This window comes from Streptomyces sp. NPDC002032 (assembly GCF_042890765.1).
Lineage (GTDB): Bacteria > Actinomycetota > Actinomycetes > Streptomycetales > Streptomycetaceae > Streptomyces.
In genome coordinates this window covers 580,915-600,703 of record NZ_JBIASM010000001.1, presented here as the reverse complement: position 1 = coordinate 600,703, position 19,789 = coordinate 580,915, and the positions used below count along the sequence as shown (strand labels likewise).

Genomic DNA, 19,789 nt, shown 5'->3' with positions numbered 1-19,789 from the left:
TGGCCTGCGACCACCACCCCTCCGCCGCCAGGCGGACCGGGCGGCACCGGCGGCCGAGCGCGGCCTTGGCCCGATGCGGCGGAGGGTGGCCGTACTCGCACCAGTACGCCTGCCGCGGCGGCCCCCACCTTGTCGGCGGTCCTGCTGCCCTTGTCCGCGGGCGGCGCTTCGGAGCGGGACGGCGCCGCACGGCCGTGCCGCCGCCTCCCCCTGATCCGGACCGAGGCAGACCGGGCGGCGGGGCCGGGCGGCAGGGGCCGTTGAGCCCGCGTCCGGAGCGGGGCGGCCGGCCGCGGGGGCGGGGGCGGCTTCGGCCGCGGGGATCGGGGATGTCGGCTGGGCGGGGTGGCTCACTCTTCCGGGTGAGGGGTGCGGGAGGTGGCGTGGGGGTGGGGCAGGGTGGGCGCATGCCGTTCAACCGGGCCCTGCCGCCTTCCCGTTACGTGTCGTTGGCACTCGCGCTGCTGGTGCTCACCACCGGGTGCGTGACCGTGCGGGCGGCGCCCGCCCGGGTGCCCGCGTCCGCTCCGGCCCGGCCGGTGGTGCGGGAGCTGCCGCTCGGGCCGCTGCCTGCGTCCGCGCCGCAGACCCCGGCCCCGGACCCGGACCCGGCCCCGGTCGCCTCGGCCGCGCCCGCCGCCGCGCCGGAGCGGGGCGACGCGCCCCGTACACACGCCCCCGCCCGCAGGGCCGCCGCCCCCGCACCCGCACCCGCGCCCGCCGCGAAGCCGCGTACGCGGCAGCCCGCGCGGCGCCCGGGCCCCCGTCCCGCGCCCGCGCCCGGCCCGCGGCGTACGTTCGACATGGCCCCCCTGTGCGAGGCGGCGCGCGGCACGGTCTCGCCGTCCATCGTCGCCCTGTGCCACTGACCGGCCGGGCGGCGGCGGCTAATCGGGTGGATCCGGGGAGTCCGGATACCTAGAGTGACGGGCACCCCGTCACGAGCTGGAGCCCGAACATGCGTACGCACTACCCCCGTACGGCGCACCTGCCGTGGTCCCCCGGTGCCACGCCGGACGACGTGCGCGTCAGCGGGCCGTCGGCGCTGGCCGGGCGCGAGGTGGTGGTCACCGAGAAGCTCGACGGCGAGAACACCACGCTCTACGCGGACGGCCTGCACGCCCGCTCCCTCGACTCGGGCCACCATCCCTCGCGCGCCTGGGTCAAGGGCCTCCAGGGCCGGATCGGCGCCGGCATACCGGCGGGCGTGCGCGTGTGCGGGGAGAACCTCTACGCCCGCCACTCACTCGGCTACGAGGAACTCGACAGCTGGTTCTACGGGTTCTCCGTGTGGGAGGGCGACCACTGCCTGGACTGGGACCGGACGGTGCGCTTCCTCGGACGGCTCGGAATCCCCGCCCCGCGCGTCCTGTGGCGCGGGGTCTACGACGAACGCGCGCTGCGCCGGCTGCGCGTCGACACCTCCCGCCAGGAGGGTTACGTCGTCCGGACGGTGGCGGGCTTCCGGCGCGAGGACTTCGGCCGGTACGTGGCCAAGTGGGTGCGCGGCGGCCACGTCCGGACCGACACCCACTGGATGTACGCCCCCGTCGTCCCCAACGGGCTCGGCCCGAACGCCCCGCTGTGGGACGTCCGTTCGGGCGCGGAACCGGACGTGGCCGGACTGCTGCGCGCGGTCGGTCCCGAAGGGGCCGGGGTCGCGGCCGCCACCGCGCGCGCCGTCGCCGACGTCACCGCCCTCCTCGACGGCGCCGGCCGTACCGGGGACGCCCGGCTGGCCGGGGTGCTGGCCGCCCTGCTGCACCGCGAGCCGCGAGCCGCGCTCGCCGCCCGGCTGGCGGCGGGACCGCTCGGAATGCGGACCGCCCGCCGGGTCGCGGACCTGGTCGGCCTGTACCCGGCCCTGCGCAGGCCGTTCCCGGACGACGAACGCCGGGCCGGACTCGTACGGATGGCGGCGGCGGCCGACCTCGGGGTGCTGCACGCGCTGGCGGCGGCCCTGCCGCTCCCGGACGGCGCCGACGGGGCCGCGGCGCGGGAGTGCGTGGAGTGGTCGGCGCTGTCCGCCGAGGACGCGGGGCTGCTCGCCCCCGATCCCCTGGGCGGTCTGCGGACCGGCCTGCGGGAGGCCCTCGCCGGGCTGGACGCAGACGCCGCCGACCGGTGCTGGGCGCAGGCCCGCGAGGCCTTCGGGCAGGGCACCCTGTCGACCGTCCAGGAGGCCCTCGCGGCGACCTGGCGCTGGCGCGACCCGGCCTCCTTCCCCCGGCTGGTGCAGCTGTGCGGCCCCTCGGGGAGCGGGAAGAGCACGTACGCGCGGAGCCTGGAGGGCGTCGACGCGTACGTGAGCCTGGACGAGCTGCGCTCCGCACGGGGATCGCGCGCCGACCAGCGGGCCAACCCCCAGGTGCTGCGCGAGGGGCTGGAGCGGCTGGACCGGGCGCTCGCCGCGGGCGGCACGGTGGTGTGGGACGCCACCTCGCTGACGGACCGGCAACGCGGCCTGGCCGGTGCGGTCGCCCGGCGCCGGAACGCGCTGGTCACCCAGGTGGTGGTGCTGGTCGGGGAAGCGGAGCTGGCGCGGCGCAACGCCGTGCGCCCGCACCCCGTACCGGAGGCCGTGCTGGCGGCGCAGCTGCGCCGGTTCGCCCCGCCGTACCCGGGGCAGGCGCACCGCACCCGTTACGTGGGCGCGGGCGGCGCCGTCGAGGACACCGCGGGCGGCCTGGGGCCGGCGCGCGGCGAGGGGGAGGACCTCTGATGCGTACCAGTGAGCAGCTCTACCACCAGGTCCGCTGGGACCCCCGCTTCGATGCCGCGCGGTTCACGCTGGGGCTGCTCCAGCGCGGAGCCGGGCCCGCGCGGGTGCCCCTGCCGTCCTTCGTGCCGGGCGGGGACATCCCCTGGCACCGGGTGCTGTTCGTCGAGGCGGACGGTGAACTCGTCTGGGACCGGGCCTCCGGAGTCGACCTGATCGACACGACGCGCGCCGGGCGGGTACGGGAGACCCGGCTGCTGGCGCCGCCCTTCTTCAGCGCCCGGACCCCGCACGCGTGGGACCCGTCGGACGGCGGCGGCTGGCGGCCGGACCGGGCCGGACCCGGGGCGGCCCCGCCGGAGGTCGTCCGGATGCTGACCTGGAACACGCTGTGGGACCGCTACGACGCCCCGCTCATCGCCACCGCCCGGCGCAGGCCGCTGCTGCTGGCCGCCCTGGCGGCGGCCGACGCCGACGTGATCGCGCTCCAGGAGGTGGAACCGGCCCTGCTCGCCATGCTGTTGGCCGCTCCGTGGGTACGGGCCGGGTACACGCTGGGCACCGATCCGGCCGGCCCGGACGTGGCCGGGCACGGGCTGGTGATCCTGAGCCGGCTGCCGGTGCGCGAGGCGGGCGTGCACGCGCTGCGCGCGCACAAGGCGGTCACCGCCGTCACCGTGGACACGGCGGGCGGGTCGCTGGTCGTGGCGGCGACGCACCTGACCAGTGACCACACGGCGGACGGCGGCGCCCGCCGGGAGGCCGAACTGGCCCTGATCGGCGAGGGACTGGGCGGCGTCGAGGCGGAGGTCGCGCTGCTCGGCGACTTCAACGACGGCCGCTCCGGGGCCGAGGGACCGGCCGCCGTGCTCGGCATGCGGGACGCCTGGAACGAGGTGCACGGCCCGGCGGACGACAGCCCGACCTTCGACCCCGGGGTGAACCCGCTGGCCGCCGTCGGTTCGCTGTCGGGGCGGGCGGCCCGGCTGGACCGGATCCTGGTGCGGCCGTCGGGTGGCGCCCGGGTGCGGCGGGCCGCGCTGCTGGGCGAACGACCGGACGCGCAGGGGCTGTTCGCCTCCGACCACTTCGGGGTGGAGGCGAGCGTCGGCTACGGGGCCCGGGCCGGGGGCGACGCGCGCGGCGCCGACGGGCCCGCGCGGCTCGGCGTACCGGCGACGGCACGGACGGCCGTGGCCTGGCTGCCGCCCGAGGACCCGGCGGTCGGGGAACTGCGCCGGGCGTACGACCCCCGGGCGGACCGCTGGCCCGCCCACGTGAACCTGCTGTTCGGCTTCGTGCCGGAGTCCGACTTCGAGCGGGCGCTGCCGCTGCTGGCCGAAGGCGCCGCAGGGGTGGCGCCGTTCACCGCCCGGCTGGAGGGGGTGCACTCCTTCGGACAGCGCGAGGAGGCGACGCTGTGGCTGGACCCGGCGGCGGGCGAGGGCGGCGAAGCGCCGTGGCGGCGGCTGCGACAGGCCCTGGCCGACCGGTTCCCGGGCTGCCGGGGCCGGGCGGGCGACTGGACCCCGCACCTGACGCTGGGCCGGAGCGCCGACCCGCAGCGGGACCTGCGCGCCTGCGCGGCCCGGCTCGGCGGCGGGCGACGCGTTCCGGTGGGCTCGCTGGCCGTGCTGTCGCGGCGCGGGGACGGCCCGATGCGGGTCCGGGCGACGGTGGCCCTGGGCACGGGCGAGATCCGCTGGACGCCGCCCGAGGCACCGTCCGCCACTCCGCCCGGGGCGGCGTCGGAGGCTCCGCCGGAGGGCAGCGCGACCCCGTCGGAGGCCGGCGCGGCGGCGCTCGCCGCCCGGGTCGAGGCGCGGATCGCGGCCGCCCTGCCCGGGGCCCTCGTACGGGTGGCCGGGTCGCGCCGGATGGGCTGCGCGCTGCCGGACTCCGACCTCGACCTGGTGGCCGTGCTGCCCGGCGCCCCGGACGGCGGCGCGGTGCGGGCCCGGCTCGCGGCGGCCCTGCCCGGGGCGGAGCGGCTGCGGGAGGTGACGGGGGCACGGGTGCCGGGGGTGCGGCTGCGCACCTCGGGGCTGGACGTGGACCTGGTGCTGGTCGGCGCGGCCGCGCGGGCTGAGCCGGACGAAGCGACGGCGGTGGCGCTCAGCGCGCTGGGCGACGCGGACGCCGTACGGGCAGCGGTGGGGGCGGACCACGCCGCCTTCGCCCGGCTGGCGCGGGAGGTGAAGGCCTGGGCGCGGGCGCGCGGCCTGGACTGCGCGCCCTTCGGCGGGCTTCCGGGGCTGGCCTGGGCGGTGCTGGCGGCGCGGACCGTCCGCGAGGCCGGGGACCGGTCCCCGCGGGCGCTGCTGCGGGAGTTCTTCGGTACGTGGGCGGCCTGGGACTGGACCCGGCCGGTGGCCCTGGACGCGCGTTTGGCCGCAGTGACCGGCTCCGCCGTCCTCCCCGGCCCCGCGTCCCCGTCCCCGTCCCCGGCCGCGCCGGATCCCGTCACCGTCCTCACGCCCTCCGCGCCGGTCCGCAGTTGTACGGGGCAGGTGGGCGAGGGCATGCGGGACCTGCTGGTCCTGGAGCTGTACCGGGCCTGGGAGGCGCTGGAGGCGGATCCGGAGGGCTTCGGCCGGCTCGTGTCGGCGCCGCCGCTGCACCGCCGGCACGCGGCGTGGGCGGTGGTGGACGTACGGGCGCACGCGCCACGGGAGTTCGAGGAGCGGCTGGGCCGGGCCCGGGGGCGTCTGCGGGCCCTGCTCGGCGCCCTCGCGGACGCGGGCTGCCGGGACGCGCACGCCTGGCCCCGCCCGTTCGAGCGCTCCGTGACGACGGCCCGGTACGCGATCGGCCTGGGCCCCACCCCGCCGGACGCCGCCGCCCTCGCGGTCCTCGCGGGCCCCTGGTCGGCGGGGCTGCCGGGCGTGACGGTGAGCTGGACCCCGGGCGGCGAGGTCCCGGACCTCCCGTAGCGCGGGCCGGCCCGGCTCGGGCGACCGCGGCCGGGCCGCTGCCGACGACAACCGACGAACGGCAGCGGCTGCCGACAACCAACGAAGGCGCCACCGCCCTCGGGGCCCCCGGAACGGTCATTTCCCGAAGGCGGTGGCGAGCTCCGCCACGCCGCAGCGGGCACGGCGGGACGGAGCCGTCCTGGGCGTCAGTACAGCCTCACGGGGAATTTTCGTCAACACTTTTCACAAGGATTGAAGAAACCCCGAGTTCACAGCACCGAAAGGCAGTTGACACCCCGTCTGACCTTCGGTTCATGAACGCTCAACCCCTTGACGCCCTCGGCCACGGGCAGTTCACTCACGCTTCGATCCCCCCGGATCCTCACGTCAGGAGTGACCCCGCATGCCCCTCCTCTCCGATCGTCCGCCGCGGCTCACCGCCGCGGCGCTCGCCGCCGTGCTGGTCGCGGCCCTCCTCGCCCTGCTCCCCGCCACCGCCGCCACCGCGGCGCCCGCGCTGCTCTCCCAGGGCAAGCCGGTCACCGCCTCCAGCGTGGAGGGCGCCGGCACCCCGGCCGGCGCCGCCGTGGACGGCGACAACGGCACCCGCTGGTCCAGCCAGTTCGCCGATCCGCAGTGGATACAGGTCGACCTCGGCGCGCCGGCCCAGCTGAGCCAGGTGGTCCTGCGCTGGGAGACCGCGGCCGCCAAGGCGTACCGGGTCGAACTGTCCACCGACGGCAGCGCCTGGACCACCGCGTACTCGACCGCCAACGCCACCGGCGGGACCGTGACGCACGACATCACGGGCACGGCCCGCTACGTACGCGTGTACGGCACCCAGCGCACCACCGGCTACGGCTACTCCCTCTGGGAGTTCCAGGTCTACGGGACCGCCGGCGGCACCGGCCCGCAACTGCCGGGCGGCGGCGACCTGGGCCCGAACGTGATCGTCTTCGACCCCTCGACGCCCAACATCCAGGCCAAGCTCGACGAGGTCTTCCACCAGCAGGAATCGGCCCAGTTCGGCACCGGCCGCTACCAGTTCCTCTTCAAGCCCGGCACCTACAACGGGCTGAACGCCCAGATCGGCTTCTACACCTCCGTCTCCGGCCTCGGTCTGAGCCCGGACGACACCACCATCAACGGTGACGTGACCGTCGACGCCGGCTGGTTCAACGGCAACGCCACCCAGAACTTCTGGCGTTCGGCCGAGAACCTGGCGCTCAACCCGGTCAACGGCACCGACCGCTGGGCCGTCTCCCAGGCCGCCCCCTTCCGCCGCATGCACGTCAAGGGCGGCCTCAACCTGGCCCCCGACGGCTACGGCTGGGCCTCGGGCGGGTACATCGCCGACTCGAAGGTCGACGGCCAGATCGGCAACTACTCGCAGCAGCAGTGGTACACCCGGGACAGCTCCATCGGCGGCTGGTCCAACGGGGTCTGGAACCAGGTCTTCTCCGGCGTCCAGGGCGCACCCGCGCAGACCTTCCCGAACCCGCCGTACACCACCCTCGACACCACCCCCGTCTCCCGGGAGAAGCCCTTCCTCTACCTGGACGGCGCCGAGTACAAGGTGTTCGTCCCGGCCAAGCGCACGGGCGCCCGCGGCACCTCCTGGGGCAACGGCGCGCCGCAGGGGACCTCGATCCCGCTGAACCGCTTCTACGTGGTCAAGCCGGGCGCGAGCGCCGCCACCATCAACCAGGCGCTGGCCCAGGGCCTGCACCTGCTGTTCACGCCCGGCGTCTACCACCTGAACCAGACCATCCAGGTCAACCGCGCCGACACGGTGGTGCTGGGCCTGGGCCTGGCCACCCTGATCCCGGACAACGGCGTCACGGCCATGAAGGTCGCCGACGTGGACGGGGTCAGACTGGCCGGTTTCCTGATCGACGCGGGACCGGTCAACTCGCCGAGCCTGCTGGAGGTCGGCCCGGCCGGCACCACCACGGACCACGCCGCCAACCCGACCACCGTGCAGGACGTGTTCATCCGCGTCGGCGGGGCCGGCCCCGGCAAGGCCACGGTGGGCATGGTGATCAACAACCACGACACGATCGTCGACCACACCTGGATCTGGCGGGCCGACCACGGTGACGGCGTCGGCTGGGAGACCAACCGCGCCGACTACGGTTTCCGCGTCAACGGCGACGACGTCCTGGCCACCGGCCTGTTCGTGGAGCACTTCAACAAGTACGACGTGGAGTGGAACGGCGAGCGCGGCCGGACGGTGTTCTTCCAGAACGAGAAGGCCTACGACGCCCCCAACCAGGCCGCCGTGCAGAACGGTTCGGTCAAGGGCTACGCCGCGTACAAGGTCGCCGACGCGGTGAACACCCACGAGGGCTGGGGCCTGGGCAGCTACTGCTACTACAACGTCGACCCGACGATCCGCCAGGACCACGGCTTCGAGGTCCCGGTGAAGCCGGGCGTGAAGTTCCACGACCTGCTCGTGGTCTCGCTGGGCGGCAACGGCCAGTACGAACACGTGGTCAACAGCACCGGGGCCCCCACCTCGGGCACCTCCACCACCCCCTCCACGGTGGTCTCCTTCCCCTGATCCCCCCGCACACCGACCCCCGGAGCACGCGGGGCGGCGCCGCCGCCCCGCGTTTTCCGGACCGAACGAGAGAGCGCTCTCCCAAGGAGGAGCAACAGTGAAACTCCGTTCACGCACCCTGTCCGCCCTGCTGGTGTCCACGGCCTTCGCCGTGACCGTCGCCGGCCTCGGCGGCCTCACCCTGACCGCCCAGGCCACCCCCGACACCGGCGCCGCGGCGCCCCACGCGGCCCACGCCGCCGCCGCGCCGCTGGCCACCGGCGACGACCCCGACGGCGACGGCTACATCCCCGCGGTCCCGCAGGTCACCGGCGTCAGCCCGTCCTGGAACAACCCGCCGGACCGCTACTTCCACGAGTTCCAGGCCAACTGCGCGGTCTCCCGGACCGCACCGGACGACCCGATCGTCTTCGCCGGCCGGCCGGGCGCCTCGCACGACCACACCTTCATGGGCAACACCACCACCGACGCCTTCAGCACCACCGCCTCGCTGAGCGCCGGCGGTACCGCCTGCAACGCGCCCGGCGACCTGTCCGGGTACTGGATGCCGTCCCTGTTCAACGGCAGCACCAAGGTCCTGCCGACCGGCCCGCAAGTCATCTACTACAAGGCGGGCGTCACCGACTACACGAGCGTGCGCCCCTTCCCCAAGGGCCTTCGCTTCGTCGTCGGCAGCCCGACCCAGACGGCGGCGGAGTTCCGCGGCCACCGGGGCTGGGTCGAGGGCTGGGAGTGCGGGGACAGCTTCAAGAACGTCGAGTTCCCGGCCAGTTGTCCGGCCGGCACCCAGCTCAACATCCGCATGCAGTCCCCCAGCTGCTGGGACGGCAAGTACCTCGACACCCCGGACCACAAGGCACACATGGCCTATCCGGTGGTCAAGCCCGGCACCAACGACAACGTCTGCCCGAACGACCACCCCGTCGCCCTGCCGATGGTGGAGTTCAAGATGGCCTTCCCGGTCAGCGGGGACATGTCTCAGGTCAGGCTCGCCAGCGGCAGCGGCCACTCCTTCCACTACGACTTCTTCAACGCCTGGGACGACCGGACGCTGAACGCGCTGGTGGAGCACTGCATCAAGGGCGGCCTCCAGTGCAACGCCCGCGGCTACGACGAGACCCACCCGGCGGCGGGCGCCGTCCTGGGCCCGGACTACCGGCTCCCGTAACGGCCCCGTCCCCGTCCCTCCCCCCACCCCCTCCAAGGAGGCCCTGCATGCACTCCCGCATGCGTTCCCTCGTCACGGCCGCGCTCCTGGCGGGCGCCGTGACCGCACTTCCCGCCGCTCCGGCGCAGGCCGCCGGCAGCGTGGTCAAGGTGACCGGCGGCCAGGGCAACTGGCAGCTCTCCGTGGACGGTTCCCCGTACACGGTCAAGGGCGTCACCTGGGGCCCGTCCCCGGCGGACGCGGCCCGGCTGCTGCCGGACGTGAAGTCCCTCGGCGCCAACACGATCCGTACCTGGGGGACCGACGGCACCAGCCGCCAGCTCTTCGACGCGGCCGCCGCCAACGGCGTCAAGGTCGTGGCCGGCTTCTGGCTCCAGCCGGGCGGCGGCCCGGGCAGCGGAGGCTGCACCAACTACGTGACCGACACGACCTACAAGAACAACATGCTCGCCGAGTTCACCAAGTGGGTGCAGACCTACCGCGACCACCCGGGCGTGCTGATGTGGAACGTGGGCAACGAATCGGTCCTCGGCCTGCAGAACTGCTACTCCGGGACCGAGTTGGAGAACCAGCGCAACGCCTACACCACCTTCGTCAACGACGTGGCCAAGGCCATCCACGCCATCGACGCCAACCACCCCGTCACCTCCACCGACGCCTGGGTGGGGGCCTGGACGTACTACAAGCGCAACTCCCCCGCCCTGGACCTGTACTCCGTCAACTCCTACAAGGAGGTCTGCGGGATCAAGGCCGCCTGGGAGCAAGGCGGTTACACCAAGCCCTACCTCGTCACCGAGACCGGGCCGGCCGGTGAGTGGGAGGTGCCGAACGACGCCAACGGCGTCCCGCTGGAGCCCGGCGACCAGGCCAAGGCCGATGGCTACACCAACGCCTGGAACTGCGTGAGCGGCCACCGCGGCGTGGCCCTGGGCGCGACGCTCTTCCACTACGGCACCGAGTACGACTTCGGCGGCCACTGGTTCAACCTGACCCCGGCCGGCGAGCGCCGCAAGTCCTACTACGCGGTCAAGCGGGCCTACGGCGGGAACACCGCCGGGGACAACCTGCCGCCCACCGTGCAGGTCCCGGCCGTGGCCGACGCCTCCGCCGTCCCCGCGGGCAAGGAGATCACCGTCCAGGCTCCGGCGACGGACCCGGAGAACGACCAGCTGTCCTACGAGGTCCTGTGGGGCAGCAAGTACGTGGACGGCGGCAGCGGTCTGGTCTCCGTCCCCTCGGTCCACCTCGGCGGCGGCACGCTGAAGGTCACGGCGCCCGCGAAGACCGGGGTGTGGAAGCTGTACGTCAAGGTGAAGGACGGGCGGGGCAACGTGGGCGTCGAGCAGCGGTCGGTACGGGTGGTCCCGCCTCCGGTGGCGGGTACCGACGTGGCCCTGAACCGGCCCACCACGGCGTCCACGTACCAGAACGACGGGTACGGGGGCTGCCCCTGCGGCCCCCAGCTCGCCACGGACGGGCGCGCCGACACCCGCTGGGCGAGCACCTGGGCCGATCCGCAGTGGCTCCAGGTGGACCTGGGCGCGGTGAAGCAGCTCAAGCACGCCCAGCTGGTGTGGGAGACGGCGTACGGGAAGGCCTACACGATCCGGGTGTCGGACGACGGCCAGACCTGGCGGACGGCGTACGCGACCTCGGCCGGTGACGGCGGGATCGACGACTTCGACCTCTCCGCCTCGGGCCGCTACGTCCGGCTGGAGCTGACGCAGCGCGGGACCGGCTACGGCTACTCCCTGTTCCAGTTCGGCGTCTACGCCTGACCGTCAGGTCGGGCCCACCACTCCGCGCGCCGCCCCCGTACCCCGCCGGGCGGCGCGCGGTCGTGCGTCCGGGCCCCGGCCGGGGCTCACACCTCGATGACGATCTTGCCCGCGGTGTGGCCGGCCTGGCTGAGGGCGAAGGCGGCCGCGAGGTCGGCGAGCGGGAAGGTCTCGGCGACCGTGACGGTCAGCTGCCCGGCGTCGGCGAGGGCTCCCAGGGCCCTGAGGTCGACGCCCGCGGGGCGGACCCACATCCACTGCCCGCCCGCGCCGAGGACGGCGTGGTCGGTGATGGAGGCGTGCCGGCCGCCTTCGGCGAGGACGGCCAGGGTGACGTCGAGGACCCCGCCGACGAAGTCGGCGACGACGGAGACGCCGTCGGGGGCGAGGGCCCGGACGCGTTCGGTGAGGCCGTCCCCGTAGGCGACGGGTTCGCAGCCCAGTGCGCGCAGCCGGTCGTGGTTGCGCGGGGAGGCGGTGCCGATGACGCGGGCGCCGAGGGCACGGGCGATCTGCACGCCGAGGGAGCCGACGCCGCCGGCCGCTCCGTGGATCAGGACGGTGTCGCCCTCGCCGGCGCCGAGACGGGTGAGGAGCTGGTAGGCGGTGAGCCCGGCCAGGGGCAGGCCGGCCGCCTGCTTCCAGCTGAGCGAGAGCGGCTTGGGCGCGAGGGCCCGGACGGGGACGGTGACGTACTCGGCGAAGGTGCCCCCGTGCACGTAGTCCTTGCGGGCGTAGGCGATGACCTCGTCGCCGGCCGTGAACTCGGGGGTGTCGATGCCGACGCGCTCGACGGTGCCGGCCACGTCCCAGCCCGGGACGACCGGGTAGACGACGTCCATCAGGGCGTCGAGGCCACCCGCCATGATCTTCCAGTCGACGGGGTTGACGGAGGCGTAGCGCACGCGGACGAGGACCTCGCCCGGGCCGACCTTGGGGACGGGCTGCCTGGTTTCGGAGAGCACCTCCGTCCCGCCGTAGGTCTCGTACGTCATCGCCCGCATGGTGGCCGCGGTGTCCTCCGGCATGTGCGCGCCCTCTCCTCTGGCCGTGTGGAAGAACCCCTTCCCCATCCCATCACGAAACGCCGTGCCCGCCCCGGGAGGCGGGGCGGGCACGGCGCGGCGGGTGCGGTGCGTGGGGTGTGGTGCGGGGGGTGCGGTGCGGGGGCCCGGCGGCGGCCGGGCCGGGGGCTCACAGGGCCCGGTGGGCGGCGATCACCTCCGCGTAGTGGCGGCCGCTGGACTTCACGGTGCGGCGCTGGGTGGCGTAGTCGACGTGGACGAGGCCGAAGCGCTTGTCGTAGCCGTAGGCCCATTCGAAGTTGTCGAGCAGCGACCAGGCGTAGTAGCCGGCCAGCGGGGCGCCGCGGCGGGCCGCGCGCGCGCAGGCGGCCAGGTGTGCGGTCAGGTACGCGGCCCGGTCCGGGTCGTGGACGCTGCCGTCCGGGGCGACGGTGTCCGGGTAGGAGGAGCCGTTCTCGGTGACGTGGATGCGGCGGGCTCCGTACTCCTCGGTGAGGCGCATGAGCAGGGTCTCGATGCCGCTCGCGTCGACCTCCCAGTCCATGCCGGTGCGCGGGACGCCGGGGCGTTCGATCTGCCGGGCGTGGGGGGCGGGGCCGGCCGGGTCGGCGGTGACGACCTGGGGGAAGTAGTAGTTCAGTCCGGTCCAGTCGAGGGGGGCGGCGATGGCGGTGAGGTCGCCGGGGCGTTCGGGGAGGTCGACGCCGTAGACCTCGCGCATGTCGGCGGGGAAGCCGCGGCCGTGGACGGGGTCGAGCCACCAGCGGTTGACGTGACCGTCCATGCGCCGGGCGGCCGCGCGGTCGGCGTCGGAGGCGGTGGCGGGTTCTACGGTGGAGAGGTTGTTGACGATGCCGATCCGGGCGCCGGGGGCGGCGGCCCGGACGGCCTGGACAGCGAGGCCGTGGCCGAGCAGCAGGTGGTAGGAGGCCCGGACGGCGGCGGTCAGGTCGCGCAGGCCGGGCGCCATCTTCCCCTCCAGGTGGCCGATCCAGGCGGAGCAGAGGGGTTCGTTGAGGGTGGCCCATTGGGTGACCCGGTCGCCGAGCCGGGCGGCCACCGTCCCCGCGTACGCGGCGAAGTGCTCGGCGGTGGCCCGCTCGGGCCAGCCGCCGCGGTCCTGGAGGGACTGGGGCAGGTCCCAGTGGTAGAGGGTGACGGAGGGGGCGATGCCGGCGGCGAGGAGGCCGTCGACGAGCCGGTCGTAGAAGTCGAGGCCCCTGGCGTTGACGGGACCGTCGCCGCCGGGCACGACGCGGGGCCAGGCGACGGAGAGCCGGTAGGCGTTGGTGCCGAGCCCGCGCATCAGGGCGATGTCGTCCTGCCAGCGGTGGTAGTGGTCGCAGGCGGTGTCACCGGTGTGGCCGCCGTGGACGGCGCCGGGGGTGCGGCAGAAGGTGTCCCAGATGGAGGGGGCGCGGCCGTCCTCGGCGACGGCGCCCTCGATCTGGTAGGCGGAGGTGGCGGTGCCCCAGGCGAAGTCGCGGGGCAGGGCGGCGAGGTCGATGCCGCTCGCGTGCTCGGCCGGGGCGGTGGGGCCTGCGGTCGTGGGGCGCGCGGCGGCGGGGCGCGCGGCGGTGGGGAGGCTTTCGGAGAGGGTCACTTGACGGCTCCTGCCGTGAGTCCGGCCACCAGGTAGCGCTGCAGCAGCAGGAATCCGGCGACGACGGGGATGCTGACGACGAGCGAGGCGGCCATGATCTGGTTCCAGTACACGTCGTTCTGCGTGGAGTAGCCCTGCAGTCCGACGGCGAGGGTGCGGGTGGTGTCGTTGGTCATGACGGAGGCGAAGAGCACTTCGCCCCAGGCGGTCATGAAGGCGTAGACGGCGACGGCGACGATCCCGGGGACGGCGGCCGGCACCACGACGCGGAAGAGGGCGCCGAGGGGGCCGCAGCCGTCCACGGTGGCGGCTTCGTCCAGGTCCCGGGGGACGGAGTCGAAGTAGCCGATGAGCATCCAGATGGAGAAGGGCAGCGAGAAGGTCAGGTAGGTGAGGATCAGGCCGCCCCGGGAGCCGTAGAGCGCGACGCCGGTGGTGTTCCCGATGTTCACGAAGATCAGGAACAGCGGGAGCAGGAAGAGGATGCCCGGGAACATCTGGGTGGAGAGCACCGTGACCGTGAAGAGGCGTTTGCCGCGGAAGCGGTAGCGGCTGACGGCGTAGGCCGCGAAGACGGCGACGACGACGGAGCAGACGGTGGCGGCGCCCGCGACGATCAGCGAGTTCACGAAGTACTTCGCGAGCGGGATGGTGTGCCAGATGTCCACGTAGGGGCGGACGGTGAGTCCGCTGGGGATCCACCGGAAGCGTCCGGCGACGTCCTCCAGCGGCTTGAGGGAGCTGGTGACCATCACGTAGACGGGCAGCAGCACGAATCCGGCCAGCAGGGTCAGGAAGACCGCCCGCAGGGCCCGGAAGGACGCGGGCGGGCGGAGCGGGTCGCGTTCAGCGGCCGGCATCGTTGTGCCTCCTTCCTCGGGTGGTGACGAACAGGTAGACGGCGGTGACCAGCAGCAGGAAGAGCAGCAGCAGGACGGACATGGCCGAGCCCGTGCCGAAGTTCCAGGTGACGAAGCTGGACTGGTAGATGTGCAGGGAGATCAGGTCGGCGGCCTCCGGGGCGGACTTGCCGAACAGCACGAAGGGCGTGTTGAAGTCGTTGAACGTCCACAGGAACAGCACCAGGACCAGGACCTGGTTGACCGGGCCGACGGACGGCAGGGTGATCCGGCGGATCTGCTGCCAGGTGTTCGCCCCGTCCAGCGCGGCGGCCTCGTACAGCTCCCGGGGGATGTTCTGGAGTGCGGCCGTCACGATGAGGAAGGCGAACGGCCAGCCCTTCCAGACGGAGACGGTCAGCAGGGCCCAGAAGCTGTTGTCGCCGAGCAGCCAGAAGGTGTGCTCGGCGCCGCCGATGCCCAGCTGGTCGTGGATGACGTGGTTCACCAGGCCGTTGTCGCGCTGGAACATGAACGACCAGGTGATGACCGCCGCGTACACGGGCAGCGCGTACGGGACCAGGAACAGGGCGCGCAGGATCCCGCGGCCGCGGAAGGTCTCCTGCATGAACACGGCGGCGGCCGTGCCGATCAGCCAGCACAGCGCCACGGAGAGCAGGGTGAACAGGCAGGTGGTGAGGAAGGAGCGGAGCAGGGCCTCGCCGACGGGCCGGTTGACGTCGACGGCGAGCCGGTAGTTGTCGAAGCCCGCCCAGGGCGCGCCGGTCCAGTCCCGGATGTGGAACTGGGTGAGCTCGCGGAAGCTCGCGACGATGCCCATGACCATCGGGACCAGGTGGATGAGCAGTTCGAGCACGAGCGCGGGCAGGAGCAGCAGGTAGGGCAGGGCGGTGCGGCGGGCCCTGCCGGGATGGCGCGGGCCGCCCCGGCGGCGCGGGCGGCCGGGGAGGGGTGCGCCGCGGCGCTTCGACGGGGGCGTGGTGCCGGGGGCGAGGGTGGTGGGCGCGGAGGTCATCGCGGGGGCCGGGTTCAGTTCGACATCTGCTGCTGGGCCTTGGTGAGCTTCGCCTTGACCGATTCGGTGGTCACGGGGCGGCCGGCCGCGGCGTCGGCGAAGAGTTCCTTGACGGCGGTGCCGACCGCGGTCTCGAACTGGGATTCCTGCGGCACCTGCGGGAGGGGCGCGGCGCTGGTGGCGAGGGTCTGGCGGAGCACGGTGAGGTCGGCGGCGGCGAAGGCGGGGTCGTTCTGGGCGGCCTTGACGGGCGGGACGGAGCCGTAGGTCTTGTTGAGGAGCTTCTGCTCCTCGTCGCCGGTCATGAACTTCACGAACTTCAGGGCGCCGTCGAGGTTGTCGGTGTTCTTGAAGACGGCCATGTTGATGCCGGCGACCATGGAGTTGGTGTTCGTGCCGGAGCCGGGCGCGCCGCCGGCCGGGACGGGCACGGGGGCGACCCCCCAGTCGCCGTCCTTCATGCCGTTGGCCTTGAAGCTGGTGGCGGCGCTCTGCCACAGGACCATGGCGGTCTTGCCGTTGGCGAAGTCCTGGAGCGACTGGTTCTTGTCGTACTCCGCGTTGCCCGGAGCGATGATCTTGTCCTTGGCCATGAGGTCGACGTACTGCTTGACGGCGTCGACGTTCGCCGGGCTGTCGAAGACGGGCTTGCCCGCGGCGTCGAAGAAGGCGGCCCCGTGCTGCTGGGAGAAGACGAAGGCCTGGTGGATGTTGTTGGAGAGGTTGGAACCCTCGGCGCCCAGGGCCCACTTGCCGTCCTTGGAGAGCTTGCGGCCGGTGCTGACCATCTCGTCCCAGGTGGCCGGGGGCTTGTCGATGCCCGCTTCCTGGAACATCTTCTTGTTGTAGTAGAGGGCGTACGCCATGGAGTAGAGGGGGACGGCGGCGGGGTCCTGGCCGGCGGCGCCGGCGGATGCGATGGCGGAGCCGACGAAGCGGTCCTTGCCGCCGATGGCGTCGAAGTTCTTCGCGTCCCAGGGCAGCAGGGCGCCGGTGGCCTGGAGGGAGGAGGACCAGGTGTTGCCGATGTTGAGGACGTCCGGTCCCTGGCCGGAGGCGGTCGCGGCGAGGATCCTGTTGAGCAGGTCCGACCAGGGGACGACCTCCAGCTTCACCTTGATGCCGGTCTGCTGCTCGAACTTCTTCAGCTCGGGGGTGAGGACCGCCTGGTCCGTCGCGATGTCGGGGCCCTGGTTGGAGGCCCAGTAGGTGAGCTCCTTGGGGGCGGTGTTGGATCCGCCCCCGCTGTCGGCGGTGCCGCCGCCGCACGCGGTGGCGGTGGCGGCGAGGAGGGTGGCTGTCACGGCGGCGGCGGCTGCGGCTCGGGTTCTGCGCATGGCGGATCGGCCCCTTTCGGCAGGGTCGTGGGAAGGCCGGCGGGCGGGCGCCGGGGTGTCGGCCCCGGACCCCGGTGGCACCCGTTCGCGTCCAGGCCTTAATTTAGGACGTGAGTTAAGCCTCGGGAAAGGGTCGCGTCAAGGGGTCCCGCAGGGGTATGTTGCGAGCGAAGTCACGGGCGGAAGGGGCCAGATGACCACATTGCGGGGCGGACGGACGGTACGGGACCTGCGGCGCGGCAACCGCAGCGCGGTGCTCCGGCAGCTGTACTTCGGCGGGCCGATGAGCCGTCAGGAACTGGGGCCGGCGACCGGACTGAGCTCCGGGTCCGTCAGCAACGTGGTCGGGGAACTGATCGCGGACGGACTCCTGGAGGAGGCCGGCATCGTCGACTCGGACGGCGGCCGCCCCCGTACGCTGCTGCGGGTCTCCCCCGACAGCGCGCACATGATCGGCGTGGACGTCGGGGAAACCCGGGTCCGGGTCGAGCTGTTCGACCTCACGCTGACCGAACTGGCCCGCACGGAGCTGCCGTTGTCGCCGCGCGGCTGCTACGACGTCGGGCCGATCGTGGACCACGTCCGCACCGGCATCGCCACCGTCCTCGCGGAGGCCGGCGTGAGCACCGACCGGCTGCTCGGCGTCGGGGTGGGCGTGCCGGGCATCGTCGACCGCGACGCCCCGGGCGGGACCGTCGTGCACGGGCAGACCATCGGCTGGGACGCGGTGCCGCTGGAGGCGCTGCTGCGCGCCACTAAGGCGCTCCCGGACGAGGTCCCGTACCTCATCGACAACGGTGCCCGCACCCTGGGCCAGGCCGAGATGTGGTTCGGGGCCGGCCGGGGCGCGCGGGAGGCCGTGGTGGTCCTGTTCGGCTCGGGCGTCGGCGCCAGCCTGATCACCGATGGCTCGGGCACCGCCCTGGAATGGGGCCACCTGACGGTGTCGGTGCGCGGCCGGCGCTGCCGCTGCGGGGCGCTGGGCTGCCTGGAGGCCTACACGGGAGCGGAGTCGGTGCTCGCCCGCTGGGCGGAACGCGGCGGCGGCGCGGCGGGAGCGGCCGGCGCGGCCGGCGCGGCCGGCGCGGCCGGCGGGGCGGTGGACGCGGAGGAGGCGGACGAGGAGGAGGCGCTGGCCGCACTGCTCGCGGCGGCGGGGGCGGGGGACGCGCTCGCGCGGGAGGTGCTGGAGGAGACGGCGGAGTACCTGGGCGCGGGGCTGTCCGACCTGATCAACCTGTTCAAGCCGGAGCGGATCCTGATCGGCGGCTGGGCGGGGCTGATGCTGGGCCCGCACGTCCTGCCCGCGGTCCGCGAGCACGCCACCCGCTACGCGCTGCCGTACCCGGCCGCACGGGTGTCGATCGACCTGAGCGCGCTGGGCCCGGACGCCGTCACGGTGGGAGCGGCGACCCTCCCCCTGTCGGCGTTCTTCACGGCGGGCGGGCGCCGCCCGCTCCCCGTGCCGCCGGCGGAACAGCCGGGCTGGCAGACGTCCCTGAAGGTCCGCAGCGGGGGGCCGGCGGCGGGGTAGGGGGCGGGCGGGGGCGGCAGCCGGGTCGTCGGGCGGCAGGTCGGCGCGGCAGCCGGGCCGTCGGGCGGCGGGTCGGCGCGGCGGCCGGGCCGTCGGGGGGGCCGCGGGTCGGCGCGGCGGCCGGGCCGGGGGGCGGCGGGTCAGGCCGAGTCTCGGACGATCAGGGCCGGGGCGAACAGGACCTCCGCCGGGGGTGCGGCGGGGGACGCGAGGCGGTCCAGGAGCAGGCGGACCATCTCCGTCGCCATCGCCTCCACCGGCTGGCGGACCGTCGTCAGCCTCGGCCGGCCGGCCGTGGCCGCGCTGGAATCGTCGAAGCCGACCACGGCCACGTCGTCCGGGACCCGCCGCCCGTGCTCCCCCAGCACCAGGCAGGCCCCCTGGGCCATCAGGTCGTTGGCGGCGAACACGCCGTCCAGGTCCGGCCGTTCGGCCAGCAGCCGGCGCATCGCCCGCTCGCCGCCCTCCACCGTGAAGTCCCCCTCCACGACGGGTGTCGCCGCCCCGGCCCCGTCCAGGAACCCCGCCACGCGCTCCCGGCTCGCCGCCAGCCGCCCCGGGCCCGCGATCACCGCGAGCCGTCGCCGGCCCCGCCCCGCCAGGTGCCCGGCGGCGAGGGCCCCGCCCTCGCGGTGGCGCAGGTCCACCCAGTCCAGCGGTGGCGCGCCGGGCTCCGGGCGGCTGAACCGCACCGCCGCCAGGCCGGCCCCGGCGAGCATCCCGGGCAACGGGTCGTCGGCGTGCGTGGTGACGAGCAGCGCCCCGTCGGCGCCGCCCTGCCCCAGGTACGCCAGCACCTGCGCCCGGTCCTGCGCGGAGTCGGCGAACATCAGCACCGGGTGCACCCCGCGCGGCCGCAGGGCCTGCACGACCGCCCCGGCGACCCGTCCGAAGAAGGGGTCCTGGAAGACGCGCGCGGCGGCGTCGTCATCGTCCCGGTCCGCTCCGGCCCCCGTTCCGGCGCCGACCCCGGCCCCGGCCCCGGCGCCGGCCCCGGCGCCCGTACCGGAGACGACCAGGGCCACCGCCCCCGAGCGCCGGGTCACGAGCGAGCGGGCCGCGCGGTTGGGCACGTACCCCGTCGCGGTGACGGCCTGCCGGACCGCTTCGCGGATCGCCGGGTCGACGTTGCGGACCCCGTTGACCACGCGGGACACCGTCGCCCGCGACACTCCGGCCGCCCGGGCCACGTCCTCCAGGGTCGGCGCCGATCCCGTCGCCGCGCCCGTGCCCCTACGCCCCCGCCGCGTGTCCATGGCGGCACTGTAGCGC

13 protein-coding genes are annotated in these 19,789 nt (G+C 74.5%); 7 read left to right on the top strand and 6 right to left on the bottom strand.

Annotated elements, in window-relative coordinates; all coding sequences use genetic code 11:
* Nucleotides 1-407 precede the first annotated feature (407 nt).
* The 6 genes from ACFYYT_RS02340 (at nucleotide 408) to ACFYYT_RS02315 (ending at nucleotide 11,143) form a co-directional block, all read left to right on the top strand.
* Nucleotides 408-869, top strand: a complete 462-nt coding sequence (locus ACFYYT_RS02340) for a hypothetical protein (protein WP_388606789.1) — start codon at nucleotides 408-410, stop codon at nucleotides 867-869.
* An 89-nt stretch (nucleotides 870-958) separates the two neighbouring features.
* A complete protein-coding gene (locus tag ACFYYT_RS02335) occupies nucleotides 959-2,722 on the top strand; it encodes an RNA ligase family protein (RefSeq protein ID WP_351830763.1) in 1,764 nt (587 codons plus the stop codon).
* Nucleotides 2,722-5,652: a poly(A) polymerase gene (locus ACFYYT_RS02330; protein WP_351830760.1), complete on the top strand. Its 2,931-nt coding sequence runs from the start codon at nucleotides 2,722-2,724 to the stop codon at nucleotides 5,650-5,652. Before ACFYYT_RS02335 ends, ACFYYT_RS02330 begins: the two co-directional genes overlap by 1 nt.
* Nucleotides 5,653-6,037: 385 nt before the next feature.
* Nucleotides 6,038-8,197 carry a discoidin domain-containing protein gene (locus ACFYYT_RS02325; protein ID WP_351830758.1) on the top strand — a complete coding sequence of 720 codons (2,160 nt, stop codon included), beginning with the start codon at nucleotides 6,038-6,040 and terminating at the stop codon, nucleotides 8,195-8,197.
* A 97-nt stretch (nucleotides 8,198-8,294) separates the two neighbouring features.
* The gene (locus ACFYYT_RS02320; RefSeq protein ID WP_351830755.1) at nucleotides 8,295-9,365 is read left to right on the top strand and encodes a DUF1996 domain-containing protein; all 1,071 of its coding nucleotides are present in this window, start codon (nucleotides 8,295-8,297) and stop codon (nucleotides 9,363-9,365) included.
* A 47-nt stretch (nucleotides 9,366-9,412) separates the two neighbouring features.
* On the top strand, nucleotides 9,413-11,143 hold the full coding sequence (locus tag ACFYYT_RS02315; protein WP_351830753.1) for a discoidin domain-containing protein: 1,731 nt from the start codon (nucleotides 9,413-9,415) through the stop codon (nucleotides 11,141-11,143).
* Between the two features lie 86 nt (nucleotides 11,144-11,229).
* Here the strand turns inward: ACFYYT_RS02315 and ACFYYT_RS02310 are convergent, their stop codons facing one another.
* The 5 genes from ACFYYT_RS02310 to ACFYYT_RS02290 all read right to left on the bottom strand — a co-directional run bounded on the left by ACFYYT_RS02310 (nucleotide 11,230) and on the right by ACFYYT_RS02290 (nucleotide 16,983).
* Nucleotides 11,230-12,147, bottom strand: coding sequence for an NADP-dependent oxidoreductase (locus ACFYYT_RS02310; RefSeq protein ID WP_351830765.1), 918 nt, complete (start codon nucleotides 12,145-12,147; stop codon nucleotides 11,230-11,232).
* Between the two features lie 190 nt (nucleotides 12,148-12,337).
* Nucleotides 12,338-13,675: a GH1 family beta-glucosidase gene (locus tag ACFYYT_RS02305; protein WP_351831440.1), complete on the bottom strand. Its 1,338-nt coding sequence runs from the start codon at nucleotides 13,673-13,675 to the stop codon at nucleotides 12,338-12,340.
* Nucleotides 13,676-13,767: 92 nt separating this feature from the next.
* A complete protein-coding gene (locus ACFYYT_RS02300; protein ID WP_351831429.1) occupies nucleotides 13,768-14,631 on the bottom strand; it encodes a carbohydrate ABC transporter permease in 864 nt (287 codons plus the stop codon).
* Nucleotides 14,618-15,646, bottom strand: coding sequence for a sugar ABC transporter permease (locus ACFYYT_RS02295; protein ID WP_351831432.1), 1,029 nt, complete (start codon nucleotides 15,644-15,646; stop codon nucleotides 14,618-14,620). The genes ACFYYT_RS02300 and ACFYYT_RS02295 overlap by 14 nt, the downstream gene beginning before the upstream one ends.
* Before the next feature lie 14 nt (nucleotides 15,647-15,660).
* The gene (locus tag ACFYYT_RS02290) at nucleotides 15,661-16,983 is read right to left on the bottom strand and encodes a sugar ABC transporter substrate-binding protein (RefSeq protein WP_351831435.1); all 1,323 of its coding nucleotides are present in this window, start codon (nucleotides 16,981-16,983) and stop codon (nucleotides 15,661-15,663) included.
* Nucleotides 16,984-17,176: 193 nt separating this feature from the next.
* Between ACFYYT_RS02290 and ACFYYT_RS02285 the strand changes: the two genes are divergently transcribed.
* The gene (locus tag ACFYYT_RS02285; RefSeq protein ID WP_388606786.1) at nucleotides 17,177-18,517 is read left to right on the top strand and encodes an ROK family protein; all 1,341 of its coding nucleotides are present in this window, start codon (nucleotides 17,177-17,179) and stop codon (nucleotides 18,515-18,517) included.
* 140 nt (nucleotides 18,518-18,657) lie between these two features.
* Here the strand turns inward: ACFYYT_RS02285 and ACFYYT_RS02280 are convergent, their stop codons facing one another.
* On the bottom strand, nucleotides 18,658-19,773 hold the full coding sequence (locus tag ACFYYT_RS02280) for a LacI family DNA-binding transcriptional regulator (RefSeq protein ID WP_388606784.1): 1,116 nt from the start codon (nucleotides 19,771-19,773) through the stop codon (nucleotides 18,658-18,660).
* Nucleotides 19,774-19,789 lie beyond the last annotated feature (16 nt).

Excerpts from the sequence above, each read along its gene's own strand:
- ACFYYT_RS02295 (WP_351831432.1), bottom strand. The coding sequence starts at position 15,646 with ATGACCTCCGCGCCCACCACCCTCGCCCCCGGCACCACGCCCCCGTCG.
- ACFYYT_RS02335 (WP_351830763.1), top strand. The coding sequence starts at position 959 with ATGCGTACGCACTACCCCCGTACGGCGCACCTGCCGTGGTCCCCCGGT.
- ACFYYT_RS02315 (WP_351830753.1), top strand. The coding sequence starts at position 9,413 with ATGCACTCCCGCATGCGTTCCCTCGTCACGGCCGCGCTCCTGGCGGGC.
- ACFYYT_RS02290 (WP_351831435.1), bottom strand. The coding sequence starts at position 16,983 with ATGCGCAGAACCCGAGCCGCAGCCGCCGCCGCCGTGACAGCCACCCTC.
- ACFYYT_RS02330 (WP_351830760.1), top strand. The coding sequence starts at position 2,722 with ATGCGTACCAGTGAGCAGCTCTACCACCAGGTCCGCTGGGACCCCCGC.
- ACFYYT_RS02325 (WP_351830758.1), top strand. The coding sequence starts at position 6,038 with ATGCCCCTCCTCTCCGATCGTCCGCCGCGGCTCACCGCCGCGGCGCTC.
- ACFYYT_RS02300 (WP_351831429.1), bottom strand. The coding sequence starts at position 14,631 with ATGCCGGCCGCTGAACGCGACCCGCTCCGCCCGCCCGCGTCCTTCCGG.
- ACFYYT_RS02285 (WP_388606786.1), top strand. The coding sequence starts at position 17,177 with ATGACCACATTGCGGGGCGGACGGACGGTACGGGACCTGCGGCGCGGC.
- ACFYYT_RS02310 (WP_351830765.1), bottom strand. The coding sequence starts at position 12,147 with ATGCGGGCGATGACGTACGAGACCTACGGCGGGACGGAGGTGCTCTCC.
- ACFYYT_RS02280 (WP_388606784.1), bottom strand. The coding sequence starts at position 19,773 with ATGGACACGCGGCGGGGGCGTAGGGGCACGGGCGCGGCGACGGGATCG.
- ACFYYT_RS02340 (WP_388606789.1), top strand. The coding sequence starts at position 408 with ATGCCGTTCAACCGGGCCCTGCCGCCTTCCCGTTACGTGTCGTTGGCA.